The organism is Streptococcus uberis, assembly GCF_900475595.1.
Taxonomy (GTDB): domain Bacteria; phylum Bacillota; class Bacilli; order Lactobacillales; family Streptococcaceae; genus Streptococcus; species Streptococcus uberis.
This window is the reverse complement of the sequence record NZ_LS483397.1, coordinates 1,387,132-1,411,868: the sequence shown is the minus strand read 5'-3', so window position 1 is coordinate 1,411,868 and position 24,737 is coordinate 1,387,132. Positions and strand designations below refer to the sequence as shown.

Sequence of the window (24,737 nt, the reverse complement as noted above, 5' to 3'; positions counted from 1 at the left end):
AATGAGGGTAATCAAATCAAAAAAAGGAGCATGCTTATGCGTAAGAAAATGTTAACTCTCATGGTTGCTTCAACAGCACTGCTTTGTTTGACAGCTTGTGGTTCGAAAGAAAGGGCTAAAAGTGCTAGTCAATCGAGTGACAAATTAGTGGTTTATTCACCAAATTCGGAAGGCTTGATCAATGCAACGATTCCAGCTTTCGAGGAAAAATATGGCATCAAGGTGGAACTCATCCAAGCTGGTACTGGTGAACTCTTTAAAAAAGTTGAAAGTGAATCCAGCAAGCCTGTAGCAGATATTGTTTTTGGGGGTTCTTATACCCAGTATGCCCAACATCCAGAATTGTTTGAAAAATATACTGCAAAAGATAATGACAAAGTGATCAAAGACTATCAAAATACCACGGGTTATTCAACGCCTTACACTTTAGACGGATCAGTATTGATTGTTAATCCTGACTTAACAAAAGGGATGAAAATTAAAGGTTATAAAGACCTTCTTAATCCTGAACTAAAAGGTAAGATTGCTACAGCAGACCCAGCTAATTCTTCCAGCGCTTTCGCTCAGTTAACCAATATGTTAAAAGCCACTGGCGGTTATGACAAAGATGCATCATGGGATTATGTTAAAGACTTATTCACTTTAGTTGATGGTAAAATTAATTCAAGTTCATCAAATGTCTATAAATCGGTGGCTGATGGTGAGATGGCGGTAGGTCTTTCCTATGAGGATCCGACTGTGAAATTGTTAAATGATGGGGCTAATATCAAGGTCATTTATCCAGAAGAAGGCTCAGTCTTCTTACCAGCGAGTGCTGCTATTATTAAAAAGGCACCAAATAAGGAAAATGCTCAAAAATTCATTGATTTTATTGTATCAAAAGAAGCACAGGATGCTTTAGGCACAGAAACAACAAATAGACCAGTGCGTAAAGATGCTAAAGTAAGTAAGAACATGAAAACCTTAAGTGATATTCACACCATTACGGAAGACTATGATTATGTTATTAAGCATAAAGAAGATATTGTAAAACGCTATAATGACATCTTTGTTGATATTCAATCAAAGTAGGGGGTTATAGATGAGTCAAATAACCATAAAGAACGCAAAGAAAATCTATAATGATGTTCCCGTGATTGAAGATTTAAGCATTACGATACCAGATGGAACGCTTTTTACATTATTGGGTCCGTCAGGCTGTGGAAAAACAACTTTATTAAGAATGATTGCTGGATTTAATTCGATTGAGGGCGGAGATTTTTACTTTGCTGAGGAACGGATTAATCAAATGGATCCTAGTCGTCGAAATATTGGTATGGTTTTTCAGAATTATGCTATTTTTCCACATTTAACGGTGAAGGATAATGTTGCTTTTGGGTTAAAACAACGAAAATTATCACATAAAGAAATAGACCAGCGTGTTGAAAAGTATTTAGCTTTAATGCAAATTGATCAATTTAGAGACAGAAAACCTGAAAATTTAAGCGGAGGTCAGCAACAACGTGTTGCCCTTGCGCGTGCACTGGCCATTAGTCCAGATGTTTTATTGATGGATGAACCTTTAAGTAATTTAGATGCTAAGCTCAGAATTGATATGCGTCAAGCTATTAAAGAAATTCAGAAAGAAGTTGGTATAACAACAGTTTATGTCACCCATGATCAAGAAGAAGCTATGGCTATTTCTGATCAAATTGCTGTTATGTATTTAGGTGAAATTCAACAAATAGGTAAACCCAAAGAGTTGTATCACCGACCAAGTAATGAATTTGTTGCTACCTTTATAGGGCGAACGAATATGATTTCAGCCACTTTAGGTCACGATAATGGTGAGGCTTATCTCCAATTTAATGATGGCTATTCAATCTCCTTTCCATCATTGAATCATATCGAAGATCAAGAAGTCCGAGTCAGCATTCGTCCTGAAGAATTTGTTCGTCGAAAGGATGGCGCTATTAAAGCGGTCATTAAAGATAGCACTTATTTGGGTTTAAATACAGAGTATATTGTTGAAACACCATTTGCGAATCGGATTCAGGTAACTGAAGAATCTACATTAGACGAAGACTTTGGTCCAGGTGATTGTATTTATCTAGATATCAATCGTCAAAAGATAAATGTCTTTTCTGCGGATGGTAAGGTGAATTTGTTGGAGGTGGATTAAATGAAAAATGTCCATTCCAAAATGAATGTATGGTTGGTTTCTTCAATTATTATCTTTATTTCTTATCTCCTATTTTTAATTTATCCTATTGTGACCATTTTAAAACAAGCAATTTTTGTCAATGGCCAACTTTCCTTAGGAAATTTTGTGACTTTTTTTTCAAAAGATTACTATGTTGAGACACTATTTAATAGCTTTAAAGTCTCAGTAGTAGCTACTCTTCTTTCACTCATTGTTGGTACTGTTTTAGCCTATGCTTTTGCGATGTATCGCTTTAAAGGGAAAAAATACCTACAGATATTAATTATCATCGCCTCAATGTCTGCCCCATTTGTTGGTGCTTACTCATGGATTCTTCTTTTAGGACGTAATGGTGTCATTACAAAATGGTTAGCAACAACTTTTGGTTTTCCCAAAATTGATATTTATGGTTTTCTAGGTATTGTCTTAGTTTTTACCTTGCAGCTTTTTCCCTTGGTTTTTCTATATGTGAGTGGGGCTTTGAAAAGTATGGATAACTCACTGCTGGAAGCGGCTGAGAGCATGGGAGTGACCGGAACTAAAAAATTGACTAAAATTGTTTTACCACTTTTAGTTCCCACTCTTTTAGCTGCAGCTCTACTGGTCTTTATGCGAGCTTTTTCTGATTTTGGAACACCAATGTTAATTGGTGAGGGATACAGGACATTCCCAGTATTGGTTTATTCTCAATTTATTAGTGAAGTAGGAGGTAATTCAGCCTTTGCCTCAGCCTTAGCTATTATTGCCATTACAATTGCACTTATTATCTTTTTAATCCAGAAATACTTAGCTCAAAAAAACAGTTTTAGTATGAATAGTCTACATCCTATTGAACCTAAAAATATCAGTGGTCTGAAAAAATTAATGGTTTATACTGGTGTGTATGGCCTTATTGGCTTATCTGTTTTGCCTCAAGTCTATCTCATTTATACCTCTTTCTTAAAAACTTCGGGTATGATTTTTGTAAAGGGGTATTCACTAAACAGCTATCGTCAAGCATTTGATAGAATGGGGGTTAGTATTTTAAATACACTGAGGATACCGCTAATGGCCTTAATTTTAGTACTAGTCTTTGCTACATTCATTTCATATCTAAGTGTCCGCAAACGCAACCCCTTTACATCTCTTATTGATAGCATGAGTATGGTTCCTTATATTGTACCTGGTACTGTATTAGGGATTGCTTTCATCACAGCTTTTAATACAGGAATAGCTGGATCGGGATTTTTAGCTATTATAGGAACATCATTGGTAATGATTATTTCTTTGGCCATAAGACGCTTACCATATACTATAAGGTCTTCAGTAGCTGCACTCCAACAAATTTCACCTAGCATTGAAGAGGCTGCTGCCAGTCTCGGTAGTTCAAAAATCAATACCTTTATAAAGATTACCATTCCTATGATGTTATCTGGTATTATTTCTGGGGCAATTCTATCTTGGATTACTATGATTTCAGAGCTATCGACATCAATCCTTCTCTATAATATTAATACGAAAACAATGACTGTGGCCATTTATACTGAAGTATTAAGAGGTAATTATGGGATTGCAGCAGCACTTTCAACACTGTTAACAAGCTTTACCGTAGTATCCTTGCTCATTTTTATGAAAGTATCAAAAAGCGATCGTATTACCATGTAACTCACTCTCTTACCTCAAAGCATCGTTATTACGATGCTTTTTGTTTTCCTCCCCCCACCTATCATTTGGTGGGGTTTTTAGGGTTTGTTTATCTTTGTGAAAGCTGAAATTTAGGCAATCTTACCCTTCATTTCTGTCATTTTTATCTCTTCATGTTATAATATTTTTATAATAACGTTTTCAAGTGTGGAATAGATAGAGTGGGGTTCTTTATGAAAAAGGTAAGATACGGTGTGGTGTCCACTGCGCAGGTGGCACCTCGTTTTATAGAAGGTGTTCGTCTTGCTGGGAACGGTGAGGTGGTTGCTGTTTCCAGTCGTTCGTTAGAGAAAGCCAAAGCTTTTGCCAAGCAATATCGGATTCCGCGTGCCTATGGTGGTTTGAGAGAAATGTTGGTGGACCAGGAGATCGATGTGATTTATGTTCCGACCATCAATAAAGATCATTACAATTGTGCCAAAAAAGCTTTGCTAGCGGGCAAACATGTTTTGGTTGAAAAACCTTTTACCATTACTTATGCTGAGGCGCGCGAGCTTTTTAATATCGCCTACCGTCAGGATCTTTTTCTCATGGAAGCGCAAAAGTCCGTCTTCATACCGATGACGGATGTGATCAAGGAAACCATTCAATCCGGTGAGATAGGGGAGGTTTTATCCGTATCGTCGACAACTTCCTATCCCAATATTGATCATATCGACTGGTTTAGAGATCTAGATGCAGGAGGGGGAACGGTCCATTTCATGGCCCCCTATGCCTTTTCCTATCTGCAATACCTTTTTGATTCGCCTATTGAGAAAGCCGGAGGCGTCGCCAATTTTCCTGAAGGTCAAAGTGACAGTCAATCTAAGATACTACTGCAAATGGAAAATGGGCTCATTGTGGATATTTTCTTAACAACGAGTTTATCCCTTAAACATAAAATGACCATCAGAGGGACCAAAGGGACGATTGAAATTCCTAGCTTTTGGAAGACGACTGTTGCAACGCTCATTCACGAGGATGGCAGTCGGAGACTGCTAGAAGCACCAATGGACAGTGACTTTGCTTCGGAAGCCTTCCATGTCAGTGATATGATTCAAAAAGGAATGACAACCAGTCCAATCATGAAACCGGAGATTACCCTCTTAACCATTAAAATCATCGAAGAACTCTACAAATCGTGGGGGAAATAAAAGTGACGCTTTAAACGGACTTAGGACTTAAAGGTTAAGACATCTCATGCAATGAAAAAAATAAGTTGGAGCCAATACATGATCAAAAAAATCACATCTATTGTTCTTATATTAGGAGGGATACTATTAATGACCAATTTAGCAGCTTGTAGCGACCATTCAACAGCGAGACCAAAAAATCGTTCAGAAGAAGAAGTGCAAGTTGAAAAAGCCTTTCAACCTCTTTTTGCGTTTTTAAATCAGAAAGAGAAAGATTTTTCGGCAGTTAACACTTATGTAGCAAGTATTACCTATGAAGATAAGCAAAACAATCAAAAAGAAGAAAAAAGCATTGTCTTTAATCCTCTGGATTTGAAAGCACCTAAGGGAACTTTCAGTCATATAATCCAAGACAACGAAAGCAAGGAAGAGATTGCTTTTGAAGCTTCGCAAAATAAACTGAACTTGAAAAAGACAAAGGCAGAAGACTTAGATTTTATCTTGAATCGTTCCATAGAGACTGAAGCCATTAAAAAGTTAGGAATAGTAACATCTTCAAAAGATCACCCCGAAACAGAATTAAAGACCATTTTATATGATAAAGCCCCAGAGTCAGATTTGGTTGATGCCTTGATTGAGCAATATGACATCAAAGACATTAAAAAAAGTCACCTTTCTTTATCTGAAAATGGCAAAGGGAACTATAAAGTTCAAGTCTCATTGCGTACAAATGAAAAGGTTTATTATATGGATTTACTCATAGAAATGAAGGCAAAATGAAAGGGTAAAGAGCATGTCAAAAGAAGTTCTCGAGCGGCGTGTTGAGGTATCTGCAAACCTAGATGATTATGTCTATGATTATGAAAAAAAACACGCCAACTTTTTAAAAGCAGGCGATTCAAACGAAGTCGCAAAGCAGAACGCCGTCCAAGACTTAAAAACAAACTTGACAAAGGACAATTTAACACTGGTAGAAGCGACTTATGATCCAGATACAGGTGTTGCAGCCATTGCTGTTAAAGATTCTCAGACAGGAGAAACCTATATTTCCTATGCAGGAACAAATCTTGATGCTGATGGTTTAAAGGATGTTGATTCTGATCTTTCTATCGGCTTAAATGATCCACTTCATTTAAAAAAACTGGGGAATCAGGCAACGGCATTCTATGACCAAATTCAAGCTACAGATGGAACAAAGATAACAGTGGTTTCTGGTCACTCCTACGGGGATTTTTTGGCAACAAGAGTGGCCATTGAAAGACAAGTACCTTACAAATTTGGTTTTCAAGGGGCGCCTCAATCGGTTAGTAAACTAACAGCACAGGAAATTATTGTTAATCAAATTTATAGTAATCGAGGAATCCCGACAAAGGAACTACTTGATGCTGTTGACTCCGCAAGAGTTGAATCGGATAGGGTTTCAAAACTTATGGAGAATTATAAGGGCTATGCTGTTACTTTTTCAACAACAGGTGATTTCTTAACGAACGGTTTATGGAAAGCAAATGATAAGGAAATTAATTTTGTAGGTAGCAGGACAAACGGGTCACTCAGATTTGGAGTATCATTATTAGGTGGGATGGTTGGAACTTTTCCTGACACAAAATATGTTGGCCACGTTATTGCTATTGACGTTAACACAGAACATAGCATGTACAACTATCGCGTTGATCAAAGTGTTATGGCTTATACCAAGCAAATTATTAGCGAAAACATTTTGGGAGTCGATTTCAACCAGGATGGCAACCAAGAATTTTTCTTAACTCAAGATTACTTAACCACACAATCCTTGCTTCCTATGACTGCTCAGTCAGCTAAAGAAATTAAGTTAGATAAAAAGGCCATGACTGTTTTGAGTAACAATCTAAGGAATGTTAAGTCTCAAATTGAAAGCCTAATTGATCTAACCAGTCAGGCGAAACGGTCAAATGACGATGTCTTATCACGACTTTCAAGTCGTAGGCAAAGCTTAAAAGATGCGATCATGCGTGAATTAGAAGCAGTCAGTCTTATTGAAGCTGTCCGTCAGATTGATGATGCTTTTAATGAATTGGGTAATCTTGAAAATGATATTTCAACGGTAGCCAATTACGACTCATATTCTTTCACTAGAAAATTTGATTGGCTTGGTGATAGTGGCAACTATGAGTGGTATCAAGATGGCAGTAAGTGGGACTATGGACCAATCAGTAGATTATTAAGTGATTCAAGTTGGGAGGCAAGTTGTTTAAAAAACCTCATTTCAGACAATCAATTGACCTGCTCTCCTGGTTATGGGTATCGTTACAATACGAATTTTTGTGCTTACCCTGCCAAAACAGATGTTGCTGGTGAAGGTGTTGAACTCATTAATTCCTTTGAGAAAATGATTGAAGAAAGTACCTCTGGACTGGACAATCGTAGCCATTTTGATGATGGCATTCCGCAAGCGACCAAAGAAATATTACAAGTTGTTCTTGATAACCTGACAACCTTAAAAGGGTGTACTCAGTATTTGATTAGTGTAACAGAGTTGATTCATCGTGGTCTTAGCGATTCTGATGATAGCTTAGCTACTGATATCAAAAATTTGGATTTATCACGGGTACCAGAAGTAAGGGTTACCATCTCTGATGATTACCAAACTTTCCTAGAGGAATCTAAGGTTTTTGATGATAAAACTGTTTTAGTTGCTTTTGATGATCAAGTGGATCAAAAATCAGAAGACTTAGCAGACAAGATGTCAAAGGCTTATGGGGAATACCTTTCAACGGTAGAACATCAGATTGAGTCAGTTAATCGTTATTTGGGAAAACTTGCAGAAAACTTCTCACAATTGTCGCATGACATGCCAAAACAATTGCAGTATAAAAAAGAAGAGTTTCATTTCTTTTCTGAGGATAATGACCAAACACCTCTGATGGATTATGGTAAAATTGGTGATCACATAACCGTTTCATCAACAATCTCAAAGCTTGCTGGTAACGGAGCGGGAACTGGAATTGGGCAAGTGGATACTAAACTGACGCAGGCAGCAACCACTATCAACACGGTTTACTCATATCTAGGAAATTTTAAACAACCTTTCAGACTCGGCATGGAAGAGGCATTTTATGGTGTCTCAGGCTTAGATGAAATTGTCAAATCACAACTTGCTGTCTCGTCTGTTTTAAAAGCCATGCACCAAAGGTTTAAAGAATTCCAAAGCACACTATCCTACCATTCAGGTCTAGCAGTGGAGGCATTGTCAGATAAATTAGATGGAACACTCTTAACACTTTCAAATGTCTCAAAAATGCTAGATGAGTGCTTTGGAGACTAATAGACTTTTAATCCCAGGGACATAATTCTTGGGATTTTTTAGTTTAATTTATAGTTTAAGTAAAGGAAATGTAAAAGTTTTGTAAAATGTAATGTTATTTATGGCATTTGATTAAGGGTTCTTGTATAATAAAAAATGTAGTAATTAAAAAATAATGAGGAGAATTCTTATGTCACAAATTAAACTTACACCAGAAGAACTTCGCACTTCAGCTCAAAAATACACAGCTGGATCACAATCTATTACTGATGTATTAACGTCATTGACTCAAGAGCAAGCTGTGATTGATGAAAACTGGGATGGTAGTGCCTTTGACAGTTTTGAAGCTCAATTTAATGAATTATCACCAAAAATTACTCAATTTGCACAATTATTAGAAGATATCAACCAACAATTGCTTAAAGTAGCTGACGTTATTGAACAAACAGATGCTGATATTGCATCTCAAATCAATCAATAATGAGAGGGCATTACTGAAAAGTAATGGTCTAGGAAGGCATTTGCCTTCCTATTTTTCTAAAGAAATGATCACCAATCTTTTGTCTTGGACACAATTAAAGTAAGTCCAGTAAAACTAGGAGAAGTGCAATGACCATAGAAAGTAATCCAGCAGTTGCCCAAGATTGTGCAACAACTATTAGTAGCTCTGGAGCCACACTTTTATCTATAACAAAAGCATCAACTGATATGACCACAACCTTAAGTGGTAACAGTAATGCGCACCAAGCTATTGATGCAGATGCTGCAGTAGCTGATAGTGTAGCTCAGACAGTAAACCAATTTGTTAATCTGATTCAGTCAACATCTAGTGCTTTTGAGTCTACGGATCAACGACTTGGACAGATGTTAGCCAATCATCAATCTGGTAGTAACCATTCCAGTCCTGCTATCGGCCAATGTGTTGTAGGAGGTGGTGGCTAAGATGATTAATCAGAAAATTGAAGACAATTTGCGAGAAAGTAAATTACTTCAAGCTAGCATTGAAAAACTGAGTGATAAAAGACGAAAGCTTGATTTTTTGGAGTCAGAATGCCATGATTTCTTAGATTATAAATCAAAACTCTGTGCTGATTTGACCTTTTCTAAGTTATCGGCGAAAGATCAACAAGATTTGGAAGAATTAGCTTTAAACTATCAACGCAGTTTTAGATTGATTGGCAATCATATCGCTGAAAAAAAAGAAAAACTGCAAGTGAAAGAAGCTAAATTGCTCCAAAAACAAGATGAATTGTATTTTGAACGCCAAAACCTTTTAATGGCATCACAATCTAAAAATCAAAGGGAGAAAAAACTCTATGGTTAAAATGGATTTAAGCACATCAGAGGCACAAGCTTCATCAACGAGTACTATGGCCCTTGATCGGACAACGGCTTATGATGATTTAATTGCTAGCATGACAAAATTAAGTGGTGCTGGTGAATTAAAAGGGAAGGCTTATGAAAGTGCCAAACAATATGCCACTTCTGTCATGGTACCCATCTTTCAGGGGGGGATTCTCTTATCGGAAGGTGTTGATAAATCGGTTGGAAATCTTCCTAAAGAATATTCCAGCCAAGTTGAGCCAGAAAGTTTAGATTCGGATGTGTTAGAGCAACAAATCCAACATTATCAAAGTCTTTATGATGCGGCTAAAAGTTTATATGATAGTCTGATGGCAGAAGAAGAGCTTGATTTAGCTGCTATCAGCCAAGCTGAGACGGCAATGAGTGAGAATCAAAAGAAGATTGATGAACTCAAAGAAAAACTTCGGAAATTACTTGCCTTTGATGGGAAATCACCATCACTCTTTGACAGTATTGATGGTTTAAAGTCAGCTGTTGAGCAAGGTCTGGCGCAAGCCTCTAGGGATTTTAGCCAATTTCAAGGAAGTTTTACAATCCCTCCAGCAAGTCAGATGCAGTGGAGCCAAACAATTGGAATAGCTTGGCAACAACGGCAGCAAGAACTCAATTCTCAAGTTTGTACCGTTGATTTTGATAAGAAAGTTCATGAATTAGCAGATCAAACTGGCCTAACGGTAGATGAAGTCATTAATTATGTTTTATTCGGAAAAGAGCCTGCCAAACTCTCAAAACAGGCCCATAAAATTATTTCAACAGCTCTAAAATATCATAGAGGGGTGAAGTTTTTTGATGGAAGACCCATAACTGTTGATGAAAAAGGAAGGGTAAAGTTAGGTTCCCAATTCCTCTATAAAAAAGATTCTGGCCATATGTATCGCCTCACAAAAGACTTCAAATCAGCAACTGAAATTGACATGTCTAAAACCTCCTTTGCAAGAACGGCAGATGGTGCTTTAGACTTCAAAGAAGCATCAAAAATGGCTGGCAAACAATTTAAAGAATCTATCAATCCTCTCAATGACTTTAAAGGCTGGAAGGATGCTTCCAAACTATCTAAAGTAGGAAAAGGTTTAGGTATTGTTGGTACAGGATTTACGATTTTAGGGAATGCAGCTAGCAACTTTGATGAATCAAAAGGTGGTATCAGCAATGCTTCTAATTGGGGTAATTTTGCAGTTGATACAGGAGTTGATCTTGGTACCAGTGCAGGTGCAGCCGCAATTGGTGCTGGAGTCGGTTCCTTCTTTGCTCCCCCATTAGGAACTGTAGTCGGAGCTGGTGTTGGATTGGGAGTTTCATGGGTGATTAACAAAGACTGGACCAGTGATGAGAAATCCAGTGTGACTGATGTGATGAAAGATGGCATTAAAAGTGGTTTTAGTGGTTTGAAAGGATTATTTGCATAAGATGATAAAAACGCAACCAAGATATTTTGTCCCCTTCTTAGCGGGACCAACCAACAGTAATTATTTAACAATGGGCTGGCTCAATTTAGTTTTTAGCTTATTGTTTTATTGGATAACAGCATCCTTCTTTCAAACCCCGACCATGACAAGTCTTTTCTTAATCATTGCGATTTTTTCGATAGCTTGTATTGCCTTTAGTTTCATGAAAAGAATGACCCAACAATTTGAGGTCATCTCAATGGCTTTGGTTTTCATCCAAATCATCATTCTCATCTTTTTGATTGATTTTATGGCCTTGCTGATGTTTTTGTCGGGTTTTGGGAGTGAAAAAAATCTAAACTTAGCCACCAATCTCCCTCTTAGCATTTTTATTGCTATCATTGGTCTACTGTTTTTAGGCTCACTAATCTATTTTGCAGGCCTTTACCGTAAAAATCAGAATAGAAGTGAAACAGTTTCTCCAAAAAAGGAAAGATCACGAAAAGAGCAAATGGCAAAGGATAGTGTGATTGTTTTTGCAGTCATTTTATTAGCTGGTTCTTTTATTAAGGGGAAAGTGGCCACCTTTTTCGGGCTTGCTTTGGCTATCTTGTGTACTTTTCTTTTTTCAGCTTTGATCATTGATGCTATCTATGGCATGCGCTTTGTAAAGAATCGTAGCAGCAATAAGTAGCTTAAGTCCTAATAGAATGAATGCGTGAAGGGAAGGTATCAATGACTCGACATTTATACATGACACATTCGGTGGGTTACAAGACAGATATACCTTTTGAAATGACTGGTCTAGAACTGTGTCAGCAAGTATTAGCCTCATGTCAACAGTTTACATACGATCTTATGGATTTAGGTTACTATTCAGACGGTCCCTCTTGTTTTGTGACAAGGCCTTTTTCTGAGGAAAAAGAGATGACCCTATTTACGACTATCGGAAATAGGGTTCACGTCAAGGCTCCCAATTTATCTGAAATAGTATTTCAAGAATCCTTAGTGGTAAAAAGTCAAGACTATCAGCGATTGACAGCTAGTGACTTGGAAACTTACTATGAGACACTTAAGTCCAAATTAGATCAGAATCAACTCTCTAAAGTTAAAGTTTATCATATTCTTTTTATGAAAAACGAGGACTTAATGGTAGATGTTTATTGTGAGGTGCTAAATGACTTATAAGTTAGCTCAGGGTGTTGACACCTTAAATGTTTTTCGACTAGAAAATGTCTTGAGAAAACGATTTACCTGTCCTATTGATGACTTGGGTAATGAAATAGACCGTTTTTTTACAGCAGTTGAAGATGAGGGGTACTCGCAAAATGGAGATTTCTTCTATAGTCTTAATAATACGCCAATGGATAAAATGGTTGATATAGAATTCTTTCTACCAGTCATCGAAGAAGAAGCTCTTTCTGATCAATTTGTTTTTTCAAGTTATTTTGAAATTCATAATTGTCTGCAAACCCAAATTAATCATTCCTATGAGGAATTGACAGAAGGAGCCTACGCTTTGCTCGTGGCAACTCTTTTGGAAAATGAGCAAGAAATAAGAACGCCTTTTTATCATCTTTTTTCAAGTATTCAGCCTCAGACGGTTACCATTTTTGTAGGCTATGCTTATTAAGATGTCGATTCTAATAAAATACCCCACCACCTATCATTTATGATTCATTAATCTTAACCCTTTTAAATAAAAATATGGTACGGGGTATTTTTGAAAAATATAATGTTCGGATTTTATTACAATAATGCAATATAAAATATTATTTGTTTGTTTAAAATAAATAAACTATGAATAAAGTATCAATTTACGACATTTTTAACTGGTAATTTCTAAAGAAAAATATTATAATAATTAAGAAAAATATTAGGAGGTCGCAAAATGTCACAAATTAAACTTACCCCGGAAGAACTACGCACATCAGCTCAAAAATACACGTCTGGTTCACAAGCCATCACAGATGTACTAACATCCCTAACACAAGAACAAGCTGTTATTGACGAAAACTGGGACGGAAATGCATTTGACAGCTTTGAAGCACAATTTAATGAATTGTCACCAAAAATCACACAATTTGCACAATTATTAGAAGATATCAATCAACAACTTCTAAAAGTTGCAGATGTTGTTGAACAAACTGATGCTGATATTGCTTCTCAAATTAATCAATAAGGCTAGACCAACTACTGTAAGTAACACTTAGGAAGGCAGAAGCCTTCCTATTTTTCATATTAAGATAGTTCACAAAATAAGATAGTTTAGGAAAAATGATGAAATTTAAAAAACATTTAAGAGTTCTCTGGTATATCCTAGCTGTGCTCCTTTTATTAGCAGGAGTAGCGGGTTTAAATTTAGCTATTCAATCCAATAATGTTAAGGATAAGACAGCTCAAAAAGAGAGACAATCCAAATTGAACATTGCTTTGGTTAATGAGGACCAGAATATTGTTGATGGAAATAAAGCTTATAATTTGGGTTCTAACTATGTCAATTCTATTCAGAGAGATGATTCTCAAAATTGGTCAGTCGTTAGTCGTGGAACAGCTGAGCAAGGTTTAAAAAAAGGCCAGTACCAATTAATGGTTGTCATACCTAGTGATTTTTCACAAAAAGTTCTTGAAGCTAATTCTAGTGGGGCGAGCCAAACGGTTGTGACCTATAAAATTAATACAGCAGGAAATCTTGAACTGGAAAAAGAAGCGACCAAAAAAGGGAAAGATATTGTTGCTGATTTAAACAGTCAATTGGTTGACATGTATATGGCTAGTATTTTAAGCAATCTTTATACTGCTCAAGAGAATGTTTCAAACCTTTCAGAAGTACATAATGGCAATGTGTCCAACTATCAGAAGAACCTTCTTCAATCTGCTAATGGTTTTCCAAATGTTTTTCCTGCTTTAGTATCAGCATCAGATAGTTCTTTAACTGCAAATGAAGCCTTGAAGCAATCCTTAGAAGGCTACACAAGCTTATTTAGCAACTTAACCGATACGCAAAACAGTGTTGGTACAAGTCTTCAAGAACTGATTAAAAAACGTGCTGAGGATAAGATTACCTATGGTGAATTTGCACAAGGGATAATGGATTTGGGAGATATTAGTGCTCAGTTACAAACGAGTATTGATACGATAAAAACCACTCAAGATACCTTGTCTGAAAATCTGTTAAAAGTCTACCAGGAAAATCTTGCTGATGATCCAGAAAACGATGCACTGGTGCAAAAAATTGATCAACAGATTGCTGATTTAAAAGAAAGCTTAAATGATCAAAAACTGGCTAATGAAGATAAAAAGGCAAAAATCAATGACTTTGTTAATGAGGAACTCAGGGTATACTTTGATAAAAACGACATCAGTGATGATATTAGTTTAGTTGACGTTTTAACACATCAAAAAAACAGTGACCTTGGGAAATCCACAAAAGATTTTATGGCTACAATTTATGGTTTGCTAAAATCTACCATAGCTGATTTACCAAGTAATGACCCGACGACACTTACATCTATTGGGATGCCTGAAAGTGATGCTCAAGATCTTCATTATGATGTGAATCAGTCTCTGAAAATTTCCACAGCTCAGGATAAAAAAGGATTAGCTTCTGATTTAAATAGAGTCTATAAAGACTATCTTGCTGCTAAAAAAGCAGCCACTTCTTTAACAACACCTGCAACAAGTTCGACACCTGGGATGCAATCATTGACCATCAAAGCAGACCCAAGTAGCCATTTGATTATTAACCATTGGACAGTTAATGGAATTCAAGATCCAACCGAAATTGATCCTACAAAAGCTAATGACATTACAGTTGATTATAGTTTCGCACCATCTACAGCAAGTACAACCACCCCGACAAATCCAAGTCAACCACAAACTGAAACGGGATCATTCACAATAAGTATTGGCGGTGTTGACGTCATGTCGAGTGATGTCAAGGTTTTAGATAAGTATCGTCAAAAAGAGATTGCCTACCAAGTCAAATTGCAAGAGGTTAAAGACGCCTACTTGAACGCTCAACAGTTGATAGATACTTTCTATCCACTTGATCCCTCTAGCGGCGAACGCTTTGATTTGACAAGTGAATTCTTTAATCAAAGTCTCAAATCATACCTTAGTAATCTTTTAACGACAGCTATTCTAGATTACATTAACGATTCAGACACGATTGCTAGTCAAGATAAGCTAGATGCGCAGCTATCTGAGCTAGAATCAAATAAAGACCAGCTTATTAATGAAATGAAGGGCATTAGCGAAAGCAATATGACTTTAACCACTGAAATTTCAGATGGTATTACTAAACTTGGAGAATTGTTAAGTCAAAAAGATAAGGTTACTTCTGGTAGCTCATCTGTTGCTACTAATGAAGAAGCGACAACTTCAGGCATCCAGGCATTGAACAGCCAGTTGGAATCTTTGATGTCATCAACTTCTGGTGTTAAAGATACAGCTCAACGGAATACCGAGCAAGCTCAGCAAGTTAACAGTATTTTTAGCAACTTTAATAAAGAAGTGGTCACTGCTGCCGACTCTGGTAAGAAACTGTCTACGGATGCTAATGATTTGATGAATCAATTTGAAAAAGAATTAGCTGATCATAATGATTTTGTTGAATCCTTCAAAAAAGTTTTTGACACTGCATATAAAAACGGTGTTCCAAATAATGTCTTGCTTGATTTCTTATCGAAACCTGTTGCTGAGAATGCTTCCTCTGTTAAAGCAACAGTAAATGTTTATCGTCCTTTCACTTGGATTCTGTTACTTGAAGTGGTGACCCTTTTCACTGCATATGTTTTTGCAACACAAAATCTCATTAATAAACTCACAAATAGGTATAAAGTTAATAAATTCTTGGAAACAGACTTCTTAACGGTTGCTATTATTTCAGGCCTCGCGTTGATTATCGGATTAGTGTTAGGAATTGTTTCAAGTCGCAGTCTAAATATTGCTTCTGAATTTGTACCTTCGTGGACATTGCTAGTTGTCCTCTTTAGCTTCTTACTCGTTCATGCACAGTATTTCTTATTGAAGAATTTCAAAGCTATCGGTATGGGCTTATCACTCTTTATGATTATTAGCTATGTATACTTGTCAAATGCGATTGGCACGGTTGCGACACTCAAAGGCTTCCCTAAATATCTCAAGGCGGTTAATCCACTTTCTTTATTGGAAATGAAACTATCCTCTTATTTTGACAACATGTCTGCAGGATTCTTCTTCCTTGGAGCTACTGGGATTGTTGTGGTTTTACTAATGATTGCCAATATCTTTATAACATTAACCGGTGGTAAACAGGATCAAGACATACATTGAGAGTTGCTTATGAAAAAACTGATGATTTTATTGCTACTTTGCTTTTTTGGAGTTAGTCCCGTTTCAGCAGACACTGTTAAAGATAACAGTATTCATTTTGATACGAATCGCATCGAGTCAGATCAAAATCAAAATACTGGTCAACAATCGGATCTTGTGAGTGGCCTCTTTGATAAAGAAACTAATGATCTTATTGAAAAAAGTAAAAAAGAAAAACGTAAACAAGAGGATAAGCAAAACGGAAGTCTTTTTACCAAAGAAAGAATTAGTAGTCAAGAGACAGTCCGAAAGGATTTATTTCTAAATCAAGAGGAAACGGTTTCGAAATACATTCTTGCAGAACCTTCTCAAACAAATACAAGTTTGACGAATAGTTTTATTTATTTGGGGTTAATTATTCTAATCCTTGGAATAGCCACCATATTAACGATGAAATTAAGGGAAAAAGATGAAGAACACACACATTAATATTACCCTGATAATGGGAGAAGAAGCGCGTGATTTACGGATACCAGTAAAGATTACGGTCAAACAATTAATAACTGAATTGGACGGCATTTTTGGCCGTCCTTTGGGCCGTAATAAATACCAATTAAAAGTGGTGAATAAGGGCATTTTGTTGGCTGAAAATGATGTATTAGCAAGATATCCTATCACAAATGGGGATTGTATTATGATTAAGGAGAGTATGTAATGGCTGAAGCTACATTTGAATTTGATAATCAAGTTTTTAATTTCGAAAAAGAAAGAGATCAGTGGCAGTTATCCTTAAAACGATCGGAAGTTGGGACACAAAATTTAGCTCAGTTGCAATTATTGGAAATTAATCATCCCTTATTAATGCCAATGACAACAGCCATTGATGCAGATACCATTCAATTTCAATTCACAACCGAAGCTAATGGTTTAACATTTGATGCGATTAAGTCTGAAACAATGGCTGAAAAATTGAGACTTGCTTTAAATGTGCTCGATTTAGATAAAATCTTGACATTACCTATTAATACAATCTTGCATCCTGAAAATTTATTCTTTACGAAGAATGCTACAGCTAGACTTGCCTATCGGAGTTTACCAGAAATTATGGTACCAAGACAGTTTGACAATGCTGAGTTTTTGCTTCAATTTAAGTGTTTCTTATATTCTCTTTTTACAGAACATGACTTTATGGATCTTTATAATGGTTCAATTGCAGTTGTAGAAGTACCCGATTTTCTTAAGAATATTTACCAATTAGAAACGATTGATGAGGTTCGTCAAGCCTTATCGGATGATTATCATTCCAAAAAGGAAGAAGAAGACCATACTTTAGCCAAAGTATCACAAAGTAAATATAAGCTCTATAAGTATGCAAGCATTTGGCTAGCTGCTCTGTCAACAATCTTGTTAATTCCGCTAGTTTATCTCGTTTTCATCCATAATCCTTTTAAACAAAAAATGCTTGATGCTGATACTTCTTATCTGAAAGTAGACTATAGCCAAGTGATTGATAAATTAGAGAATGTTAAAGTTAACAAAATTCCATACACGCAAAAATATGAATTGGCCAAGTCTTATATTAAGGGCATGGAATTTTCTGATGAACAAAGAGCTGTTATCTTGAATAATGTGACCTTAAAAACAGATGAACTCTATTTAGATTATTGGATCAATATTGGTCGCGGTCTAAATGATGATGCGATTGATGTGGCAAAACGCTTGGATGATTCTGACTTAAGTATCTATGCTCTTGTTCAAAAAATGGACCAAGTCCGTAATGATGATAAATTATCAGGTGAGGATCGTGAAAGTCAACTATCGGAGTTACAAAGTCAATATGACAAGTATTGGAAAGACCGGAAAACAGATTTGACTAAAAAAGAGGAAGAGCAGACAACAACAAGCGACTCAACGACGAGCTCCTCTTCTTCGGATACGGCAACTAGTAGCACAAGCTCAAGTAGTAAGTAGGTAATTTATGTTAATTGTTTCATACTATAATCGTTTTCGTTATGACTTTTCTCTTGAGCGCGGAAAAGAAGCGCTTATTTCATCACGGTCAAAATCGGTGCTACCGATTACAGAGCTACAGGATGATATTGTGATTTCAAATGAAGATGACCAGCTTTTTTATCAAGTAAAGGGGCAAAAGGCAATCCTTGAACAAGGAACTGAGATTGAAGGCATTGTTTTTTACATTGCAGATGAAGACACGAAGGTCTATACACCGCTTGATCAAACAGAAGTTTTAATTGGTTCTTTAAAAGGGTATGATATCACCTTTACGGGTCAGGTTCCTCAATTTCTGTTGAAACGAATCGGAAGTGTTTGGGCTTTAACCCTTTTGAAGGGCAGTCTGTACCTCAATAATCACATCCTGACAGAGGCCAATAGCTTAGAACTTGGCTTGGGAGACGAATTAAGTTTCAAAGAGGTCACTATAAAAGTATTTGATTATGAAATCTTTGTCTGGGGAAATCAAGATTACCAAAGTAAATTAACTGAAAAAAACAGTTCGGATTTTCAATATTACCCAGACTATCCCGATTTTCATCGGTCACCTCGTATTATTTACCGTCCAAGTGAAGAGAAAAAAACAGTCGAAGCGCCACCAAATGAACCAAACAAACCTAAAGATGAACTGATTAAATTAATTGTTCCACCTTTAGTGATGTTGACAGTATCCGTTGTGATTTCGATTTTCCGTCCTAGGGGAATATACATTCTTGCGACCATGTCTATGTCTTTAGTGACAGTTATTTTTTCAGTGACTGGTTTTTTCAAGAACCGGAAACAATTTAAGTTAGATTTACAAGAGCGTATTGATACCTATCATGAGTATTTAGCTGATAAATCCATAGAATTAAATGAACTCGCTAGAGAACAAAAACAAGGGCAATTTTACCATTATCCAACTGTTGAAACACTGTCTAAAATGGCTGCGACTTACAACCATAGAATTTATGAAAAAACGCCCTTACATTTTGATTTTCTATATTATCGTCTAGGCTTAGGTCAAGTTCCAACAGCCTATGATATTCGTTACACGCAACCGGAACGTTCTGGTAAGAAAGATCCGCTAGAACATGAGGGCTACCGCCTTTATGAAGACAATAAAACCATTGATGATATGCCAATAGTGGCTAATCTTTCCCATGGCCCAGTAGGTTATATTGGTCCTCGTGGATTGGTGCTTGAGCAACTCCAACTGATGGTCAACCAGATTTCTTTCTTCCATTCCTATCATGATGTTCAGTTTATTACAATTGTTCCCGAAGAGGAAGTGGACAAGTGGCAATGGATGCGATGGTTACCCCATGCAACCTTACAAGGAATGAATGTGCGTGGCTTTGTCTATAACCAAAGAAGCCGCGATCAGGTTCTAAATAGTCTCAACCAAATCCTAAAACTTCGCCGAACTCAGCGTGAGGATAAGTCAGCTAAAGAAGGTACCTTCTTTAACCCTCATTACGTGGTGATTGTAACTGACGAGAAACTGATATTAGACCATGTCATCATGGAGTTCTTTACCGAAGATCCTACAGACCTAGGGTGCTCATTGATTTTTGTACAAGATGTCATGTCTAGCTTATCCGAAAATATTAAAACCATCATTAATATTAAGGACCGCAATGTCGGACAACTTGTTATGGAAGAAGGCGAGCTGAAAGAAATAGACTTTGAATTGGATCATTTCCCAGATGATTATGATAAAGAAAACTTATCCCGTCGCCTAGCACCATTAAACCATTTACAAAACTTGAAATCCTCAATCCCTGAATCTGTTACCTTCATGGAAATGTATGGAGCTGAAGAGTTCAGTGACCTACAAGTAGAAGAGCGTTGGGCAAGTCACGCCCCTTATAAATCCCTTTCGGTTCCATTAGGCTTAAGGGGACAAGATGATATCGTCTACCTAAACTTACATGAAAAAGCCCATGGCCCACATGGATTAGTCGCAGGAACAACAGGCTCAGGTAAATCAGAAATTATTCAGTCCTACATTCTGTCCCTAGCAGTTAATTTCCATCCACATGATGTCGCCTTTCTCTTAATTGACTATAAAGGTGGTGGGATGGCAAACCTTTTCAAGGATCTGCCCCACTTACTTGGAACCATTACCAACTTGGATGGTGCCCAGTCAATGCGTGCTCTTGTTTCAATCAATGCTGAATTGAAACGACGCCAACGACTCTTTTCTGAAAATGACGTCAATCATATCAATCAATACCAAAAGAAATATAAACTTGGAGAAGTGTCAGAACCAATGCCTCACCTCTTCCTAATCTCAGATGAGTTTGCGGAATTGAAATCCAACCAACCTGAGTTTATGAAAGAACTAGTTTCAACAGCACGGATTGGACGTTCCCTCGGAATTCACTTAATCCTTGCCACCCAAAAACCATCAGGTGTCGTGGATGACCAAATCTGGTCAAACTCTCGCTTTAAATTAGCCTTAAAAGTGGCAGACCGTGGTGACTCAATGGAAATGCTTCATACCCCAGATGCTGCCGAAATTACACAAGCTGGCCGTGCTTACCTTCAAGTTGGTAATAACGAAGTCTATGAACTCTTCCAATCAGCCTGGTCTGGAGCAGATTACCAGCCAGAAAAAGATGAGCAAGGCATCGAAGACCATACCATCTATGCCATCAACGACCTAGGACAGTATGAAATCCTCAATGAAGACCTATCAGGTTTGGATCAAGCCGAAAACATCAAAGAAGTTCCTACGGAATTGGATGCCATCGTAGAAAATATCCAAAAATTAACCAAAGAACTAGGAATCGCAGACTTGCCACAACCATGGCTACCGCCATTAAACACTCAAATAGCAGTGACCCAATTACGCCAGGGAGAATCAGCAAATCTCTGGGCCCAAGCGCCATCATATAATGCTGTCCTTGGTTTCATGGATATTCCTAGCCAACAAGCACAAGAAGTGGCTTACCACGACTTTGAAGAAGATGGGCACTTTGCTGTCTTTGCTGGACCGAGTATGGGGAAATCAACAACCCTACAAACAGTGACAATGGACTTGGTCCGTCACAATTCACCAGAATTCTTACACCTATACCTCTTTGACTTTGGAACAAATGGTCTTCTACCACTAAGACGTTTACCACATGTGGCAGATTTCTTTACCATTGATGACGAAGAAAAAATCACAAAATTTATCACACGCATCAAAGCAGAGATGGCAACTCGTAAGAAAGCTCTTAGCCGATATAATGTAGCCACAGCAAAACTGTACCGTCAAGTTTCTGGCGAAACCATGCCTCAAATTCTGATTGTTATTGACAGTTATGAAGGTTTAAGAGAAGCACAGCATCTAACAAATCTTGAAGCTTGCTTCCAGAACATTTCGCGTGATGGCTCATCATTAGGGATTTCCTTAGTCATCTCTGCAGGACGTATGGCAGCCTTAAGATCATCTTTAATGGCCAATCTAAAAGAACGATTAGCCCTTAAGTTAACAGATGATTCAGAATCCCGTACACTTGTTGGTCGTCACCAACATGTCATGGAAGATATTCCAGGTCGTGGTCTCATTAAACGTGATGAGATTGAAGTCATCCAAGTAGCCCTACCAACAGAAGGCACCGAAACCTTTGACATCATCAACAACATCCAGGCGGAATCTGATGTCATGAATGCCAAATGGACAGGACCAAGACCTAAGAATATCCCAATTGTGCCAGAAGAACTCACTTATGATGAGTTTATGTCTAAGGAAACAGTTCAAACAGATTTAAGCAATAACCGTTTGCCACTGGGGCTTGACATGATCAATGTTGAAAGTTATAGCTTAGCTCTCAATAAATTTAAGCATTTGCTTTACATGTCTGATTCTGACGAGTCGCTCCAAGCATTAGGTACTCATATCATGAAAGTCTTACTTAAAGTCCCTAAATACCATACGATGATCATCGATTCCCTTGGCGAATATGAAGGCTATCAAGGTCAGGTCCGTACTTATGTGGGGTCTGATATGATTTCAGATATGGCGGATCAGTTGATCTATGAGTTGCAGCAACGTGAAAGTCAGGCAGAAAATACCGAATGGTTTATTATGATTCCTGATTTTGAAAGTTTTGTGGCTAAGAGTAACATGAAACTTGAGCAGATTCAGGCTTTATTGGATAATGGACCACGTTATGGCCTCCATCTGATGATTGGGTCAAGCTATAATTATGTTGGGACTAAGATTGATGCTGTGCCTAAGTACGTTCGCACAACGGTTCAATACGTTCTTGCTGGTATGCGCCTCATGGACCAAACATTCCTTGAAAAAGTATATAATAGTAAAGAACAACGCCTTGAAAAAGATGAGGCATACATCCACGATAGAAAGACCTATCAAAAACTGAAATTAACCATAGACTAGGAAAGGAGAGCGAATGGCAAAAATACAAAGTGATGCATCGGTGGCATCCACCTGTGCAACTGCCATACAAACAGGAGCCAGTGGCATCACAGCCATAGGTAAGGCAAGTAAGGATGATTCTAGTCAATATTCTGGACAGACTAGTGCAAATCTTTACATTGAAAATGAAGCTAGTAAAAGTGGTGAAATAGCAGATAAATTAACAGAGTTTATTGGTCTCATTCACTCTACAGCAAGTGAATTTGAGGCCATGGACTTAGCTATTAGTCAATCCATCTCTGCCCCAAATTACTATTCACCAACCCTTTATACAAGTCCTTCTATCACTCCAAAGCCTTATTTTAAATAAGGGGAGGAAAAGGAATGGAAGGGATAGAATTAAACGCATTAGATAATCAAATAGCAAGTGTGCAGAGGCAGGTTGAAAGAATAGAAGAGAGAGCATTCCAATTGGAAAAATCTTATGAGAAAGCCGTTAATTTACAAAGTGATATCCACCAATCCATCCGAAATTATTCGTTGGAACTAACACAAGAAGAAATTCAAGAAAATGAAGAAATCCTAAGTGTTTTTTCAAGACAAAGTCGTCTAGTTGAAGATTATTATTCTGATGAGAAACGTAAATTAAAGGAAGAAGAGCTTAAACTAAGGGATGAACTCGATCATATTCTCCAAAAAAGACAATTATTGTATCTTGAAAAAGAAGAACAACTTAGGAAAGGAGATCTAAATGGTAAAAGTTAATGTCGGAACAATGAGTGCCCAAGCATCATCAGTTTCTGCCATTGTTTCTCAGAGAGTATCAGCATTAACCGATGCTAAACAAAGCCTAAGCAGCTTTGCCAGTCAGGACCAACTGAAGGGAGCTGCCTATCAAAATGCCAAAGCATATGCGACAAGTGTTTTAGGACCATTAATTGATGGTATGATCCTCTTATCTGAGGAAACAGAAAAAGGTGTCACAAAATTACAGACTTTGTATGCGGAAAAGTGTGGTAGCGAAAGTTTGGACTCAGAAGTCTTAACTGATAAAATCGAAAAAGATCAAGAGCTATTGATCAAAATCCAAGATTTACAAGCACATCTAGAGAAACATGCCTCCTTTTTATCACATGCATTGGATGGACTTGAAGCAACAGTTAAAGCGAGACTGAGAAAAAATAAGAAGAAACTCAAAAATCTTATGGAATTCAATGCAGAATCTAGTTCTGTATTTGAGGCCCTAGCCGAGTTCCAAGATTCTGTTTCTACAGGACTAAGCTTTGTTTCAACAGGTTTTAACAACTTCAATGGCACATTTGATACCTCAGGAAAAGGACTTGAATGGACAAAAACAATCAAGACAGGGATGGAAGTAAGAAAAGAAGCAAAAGCTAAGGAACTGAAGAGGAAAAAGTCAAATGAAACCTATGATGGAAAAGATGCTCTTACAGATTTTCAAACAGAAACTACAGATTATATGAATTATGGTACTGAGGCTGCAGGTCAACAATTTGATAAATTTGGGAAAATTATTATTAAAGATGGCAAAAATATAGGTAAAGTTTATGGTGCAAAATTACAGCCAAGAGATGCTAACGGACGGTTCGTAAAGGATACTAATCCTTTGCGTAAAAGTGCAACAAGTAAACTTAAAGGTATTACAAATGCTCAAAGTAAAACGATTGGTAAGTGTGCAAGAGTGGGAGGTAGAGCACTCATAGCATACAATTATTATGCAGATGCAAAAGAACATTATGATGAGTATCATAATGTTGGTAGAGCAATGTCCTATAGCGCTGTAACTACAACAACAGGTGTGGTTGCAGGTACTGTTGGTGCAACCGCAGGAACAGCTATAGCAATTGGCTTAGGCGCAACCGCAACTGGTTTTGCAGCAACTTTTGCAGCCCCTGTAATAGTTGCAGTAGCAGTTGGAGCAGTTGCTACAGTTGGAGTCAAAGCAGCTTATAAAAAAATGAAACCATTTCATGATGCAGTAAATAATGTAGGTGACTCTTTAAATGAAATTGGACGTTCATTTAAAAAGAATTTTTCATGGAATTAG

22 protein-coding genes are annotated in these 24,737 nt (G+C 37.2%); all 22 read left to right on the top strand.

What is annotated here, in order from left to right; translation table 11 throughout:
* Positions 1-36 precede the first annotated feature (36 nt).
* Positions 37-1,071, top strand: coding sequence for an ABC transporter substrate-binding protein (locus tag DQM95_RS07280; RefSeq protein ID WP_037593369.1), 1,035 nt, complete (start codon positions 37-39; stop codon positions 1,069-1,071).
* A 10-nt stretch (positions 1,072-1,081) separates the two neighbouring features.
* A complete protein-coding gene (locus DQM95_RS07275) occupies positions 1,082-2,161 on the top strand; it encodes an ABC transporter ATP-binding protein (protein WP_037593370.1) in 1,080 nt (359 codons plus the stop codon).
* Positions 2,162-3,826: an ABC transporter permease gene (locus tag DQM95_RS07270; protein WP_037593371.1), complete on the top strand. Its 1,665-nt coding sequence runs from the start codon at positions 2,162-2,164 to the stop codon at positions 3,824-3,826.
* Positions 3,827-4,038: 212 nt separating this feature from the next.
* Positions 4,039-4,998 carry a Gfo/Idh/MocA family protein gene (locus DQM95_RS07265; RefSeq protein ID WP_037593373.1) on the top strand — a complete coding sequence of 320 codons (960 nt, stop codon included), beginning with the start codon at positions 4,039-4,041 and terminating at the stop codon, positions 4,996-4,998.
* Positions 4,999-5,127: 129 nt separating this feature from the next.
* Complete coding sequence (locus tag DQM95_RS07260; protein ID WP_037593375.1) at positions 5,128-5,757, top strand: hypothetical protein; 630 nt, start codon at positions 5,128-5,130, stop codon at positions 5,755-5,757.
* A gap of 13 nt (positions 5,758-5,770) precedes the next feature.
* The gene (locus DQM95_RS10135) at positions 5,771-8,278 is read left to right on the top strand and encodes an SA1320 family protein (RefSeq protein WP_037593376.1); all 2,508 of its coding nucleotides are present in this window, start codon (positions 5,771-5,773) and stop codon (positions 8,276-8,278) included.
* Between the two features lie 169 nt (positions 8,279-8,447).
* Entirely contained in the window at positions 8,448-8,738 is a 291-nt protein-coding gene (locus tag DQM95_RS07250; protein ID WP_037593377.1) for a WXG100 family type VII secretion target, read from the top strand.
* Between the two features lie 128 nt (positions 8,739-8,866).
* A complete protein-coding gene (locus DQM95_RS07245) occupies positions 8,867-9,199 on the top strand; it encodes a TIGR04197 family type VII secretion effector (RefSeq protein WP_111685989.1) in 333 nt (110 codons plus the stop codon).
* Between the two features lies 1 nt (position 9,200).
* On the top strand, positions 9,201-9,581 hold the full coding sequence (locus tag DQM95_RS07240; protein ID WP_037593379.1) for a hypothetical protein: 381 nt from the start codon (positions 9,201-9,203) through the stop codon (positions 9,579-9,581).
* The gene (locus DQM95_RS07235) at positions 9,574-11,028 is read left to right on the top strand and encodes a hypothetical protein (RefSeq protein ID WP_111685988.1); all 1,455 of its coding nucleotides are present in this window, start codon (positions 9,574-9,576) and stop codon (positions 11,026-11,028) included. Before DQM95_RS07240 ends, DQM95_RS07235 begins: the two co-directional genes overlap by 8 nt.
* Before the next feature lies 1 nt (position 11,029).
* The gene (locus DQM95_RS07230) at positions 11,030-11,701 is read left to right on the top strand and encodes a hypothetical protein (protein WP_037593385.1); all 672 of its coding nucleotides are present in this window, start codon (positions 11,030-11,032) and stop codon (positions 11,699-11,701) included.
* 41 nt (positions 11,702-11,742) lie between these two features.
* Complete coding sequence (locus DQM95_RS07225; protein WP_037593387.1) at positions 11,743-12,195, top strand: hypothetical protein; 453 nt, start codon at positions 11,743-11,745, stop codon at positions 12,193-12,195.
* The gene (locus DQM95_RS07220) at positions 12,185-12,640 is read left to right on the top strand and encodes a DUF5085 family protein (protein WP_037593388.1); all 456 of its coding nucleotides are present in this window, start codon (positions 12,185-12,187) and stop codon (positions 12,638-12,640) included. The genes DQM95_RS07225 and DQM95_RS07220 overlap by 11 nt, the downstream gene beginning before the upstream one ends.
* A gap of 258 nt (positions 12,641-12,898) precedes the next feature.
* Positions 12,899-13,189: a WXG100 family type VII secretion target gene (locus tag DQM95_RS07215; protein ID WP_037593389.1), complete on the top strand. Its 291-nt coding sequence runs from the start codon at positions 12,899-12,901 to the stop codon at positions 13,187-13,189.
* A 98-nt stretch (positions 13,190-13,287) separates the two neighbouring features.
* Positions 13,288-16,323, top strand: a complete 3,036-nt coding sequence (esaA, locus tag DQM95_RS07210; protein WP_111685987.1) for a type VII secretion protein EsaA — start codon at positions 13,288-13,290, stop codon at positions 16,321-16,323.
* 9 nt (positions 16,324-16,332) lie between these two features.
* The gene (essA, locus tag DQM95_RS07205) at positions 16,333-16,791 is read left to right on the top strand and encodes a type VII secretion protein EssA (protein ID WP_037593393.1); all 459 of its coding nucleotides are present in this window, start codon (positions 16,333-16,335) and stop codon (positions 16,789-16,791) included.
* Positions 16,772-17,017 (top strand): EsaB/YukD family protein, encoded by a 246-nt coding sequence (locus tag DQM95_RS07200; RefSeq protein ID WP_037593395.1) that lies wholly within the window; start codon positions 16,772-16,774, stop codon positions 17,015-17,017. Before essA ends, DQM95_RS07200 begins: the two co-directional genes overlap by 20 nt.
* On the top strand, positions 17,017-18,273 hold the full coding sequence (gene essB, locus DQM95_RS07195) for a type VII secretion protein EssB (RefSeq protein ID WP_037593396.1): 1,257 nt from the start codon (positions 17,017-17,019) through the stop codon (positions 18,271-18,273). Before DQM95_RS07200 ends, essB begins: the two co-directional genes overlap by 1 nt.
* Positions 18,274-18,280: 7 nt before the next feature.
* Positions 18,281-22,690 (top strand): type VII secretion protein EssC, encoded by a 4,410-nt coding sequence (gene essC / locus DQM95_RS07190; protein WP_037593397.1) that lies wholly within the window; start codon positions 18,281-18,283, stop codon positions 22,688-22,690.
* 13 nt (positions 22,691-22,703) lie between these two features.
* Positions 22,704-23,039 carry a TIGR04197 family type VII secretion effector gene (locus DQM95_RS07185; RefSeq protein WP_037593399.1) on the top strand — a complete coding sequence of 112 codons (336 nt, stop codon included), beginning with the start codon at positions 22,704-22,706 and terminating at the stop codon, positions 23,037-23,039.
* A 14-nt stretch (positions 23,040-23,053) separates the two neighbouring features.
* Positions 23,054-23,434: a hypothetical protein gene (locus DQM95_RS07180; RefSeq protein ID WP_037593400.1), complete on the top strand. Its 381-nt coding sequence runs from the start codon at positions 23,054-23,056 to the stop codon at positions 23,432-23,434.
* A 439-nt stretch (positions 23,435-23,873) separates the two neighbouring features.
* Positions 23,874-24,737 (top strand): hypothetical protein, encoded by an 864-nt coding sequence (locus DQM95_RS07175; protein ID WP_408646215.1) that lies wholly within the window; start codon positions 23,874-23,876, stop codon positions 24,735-24,737.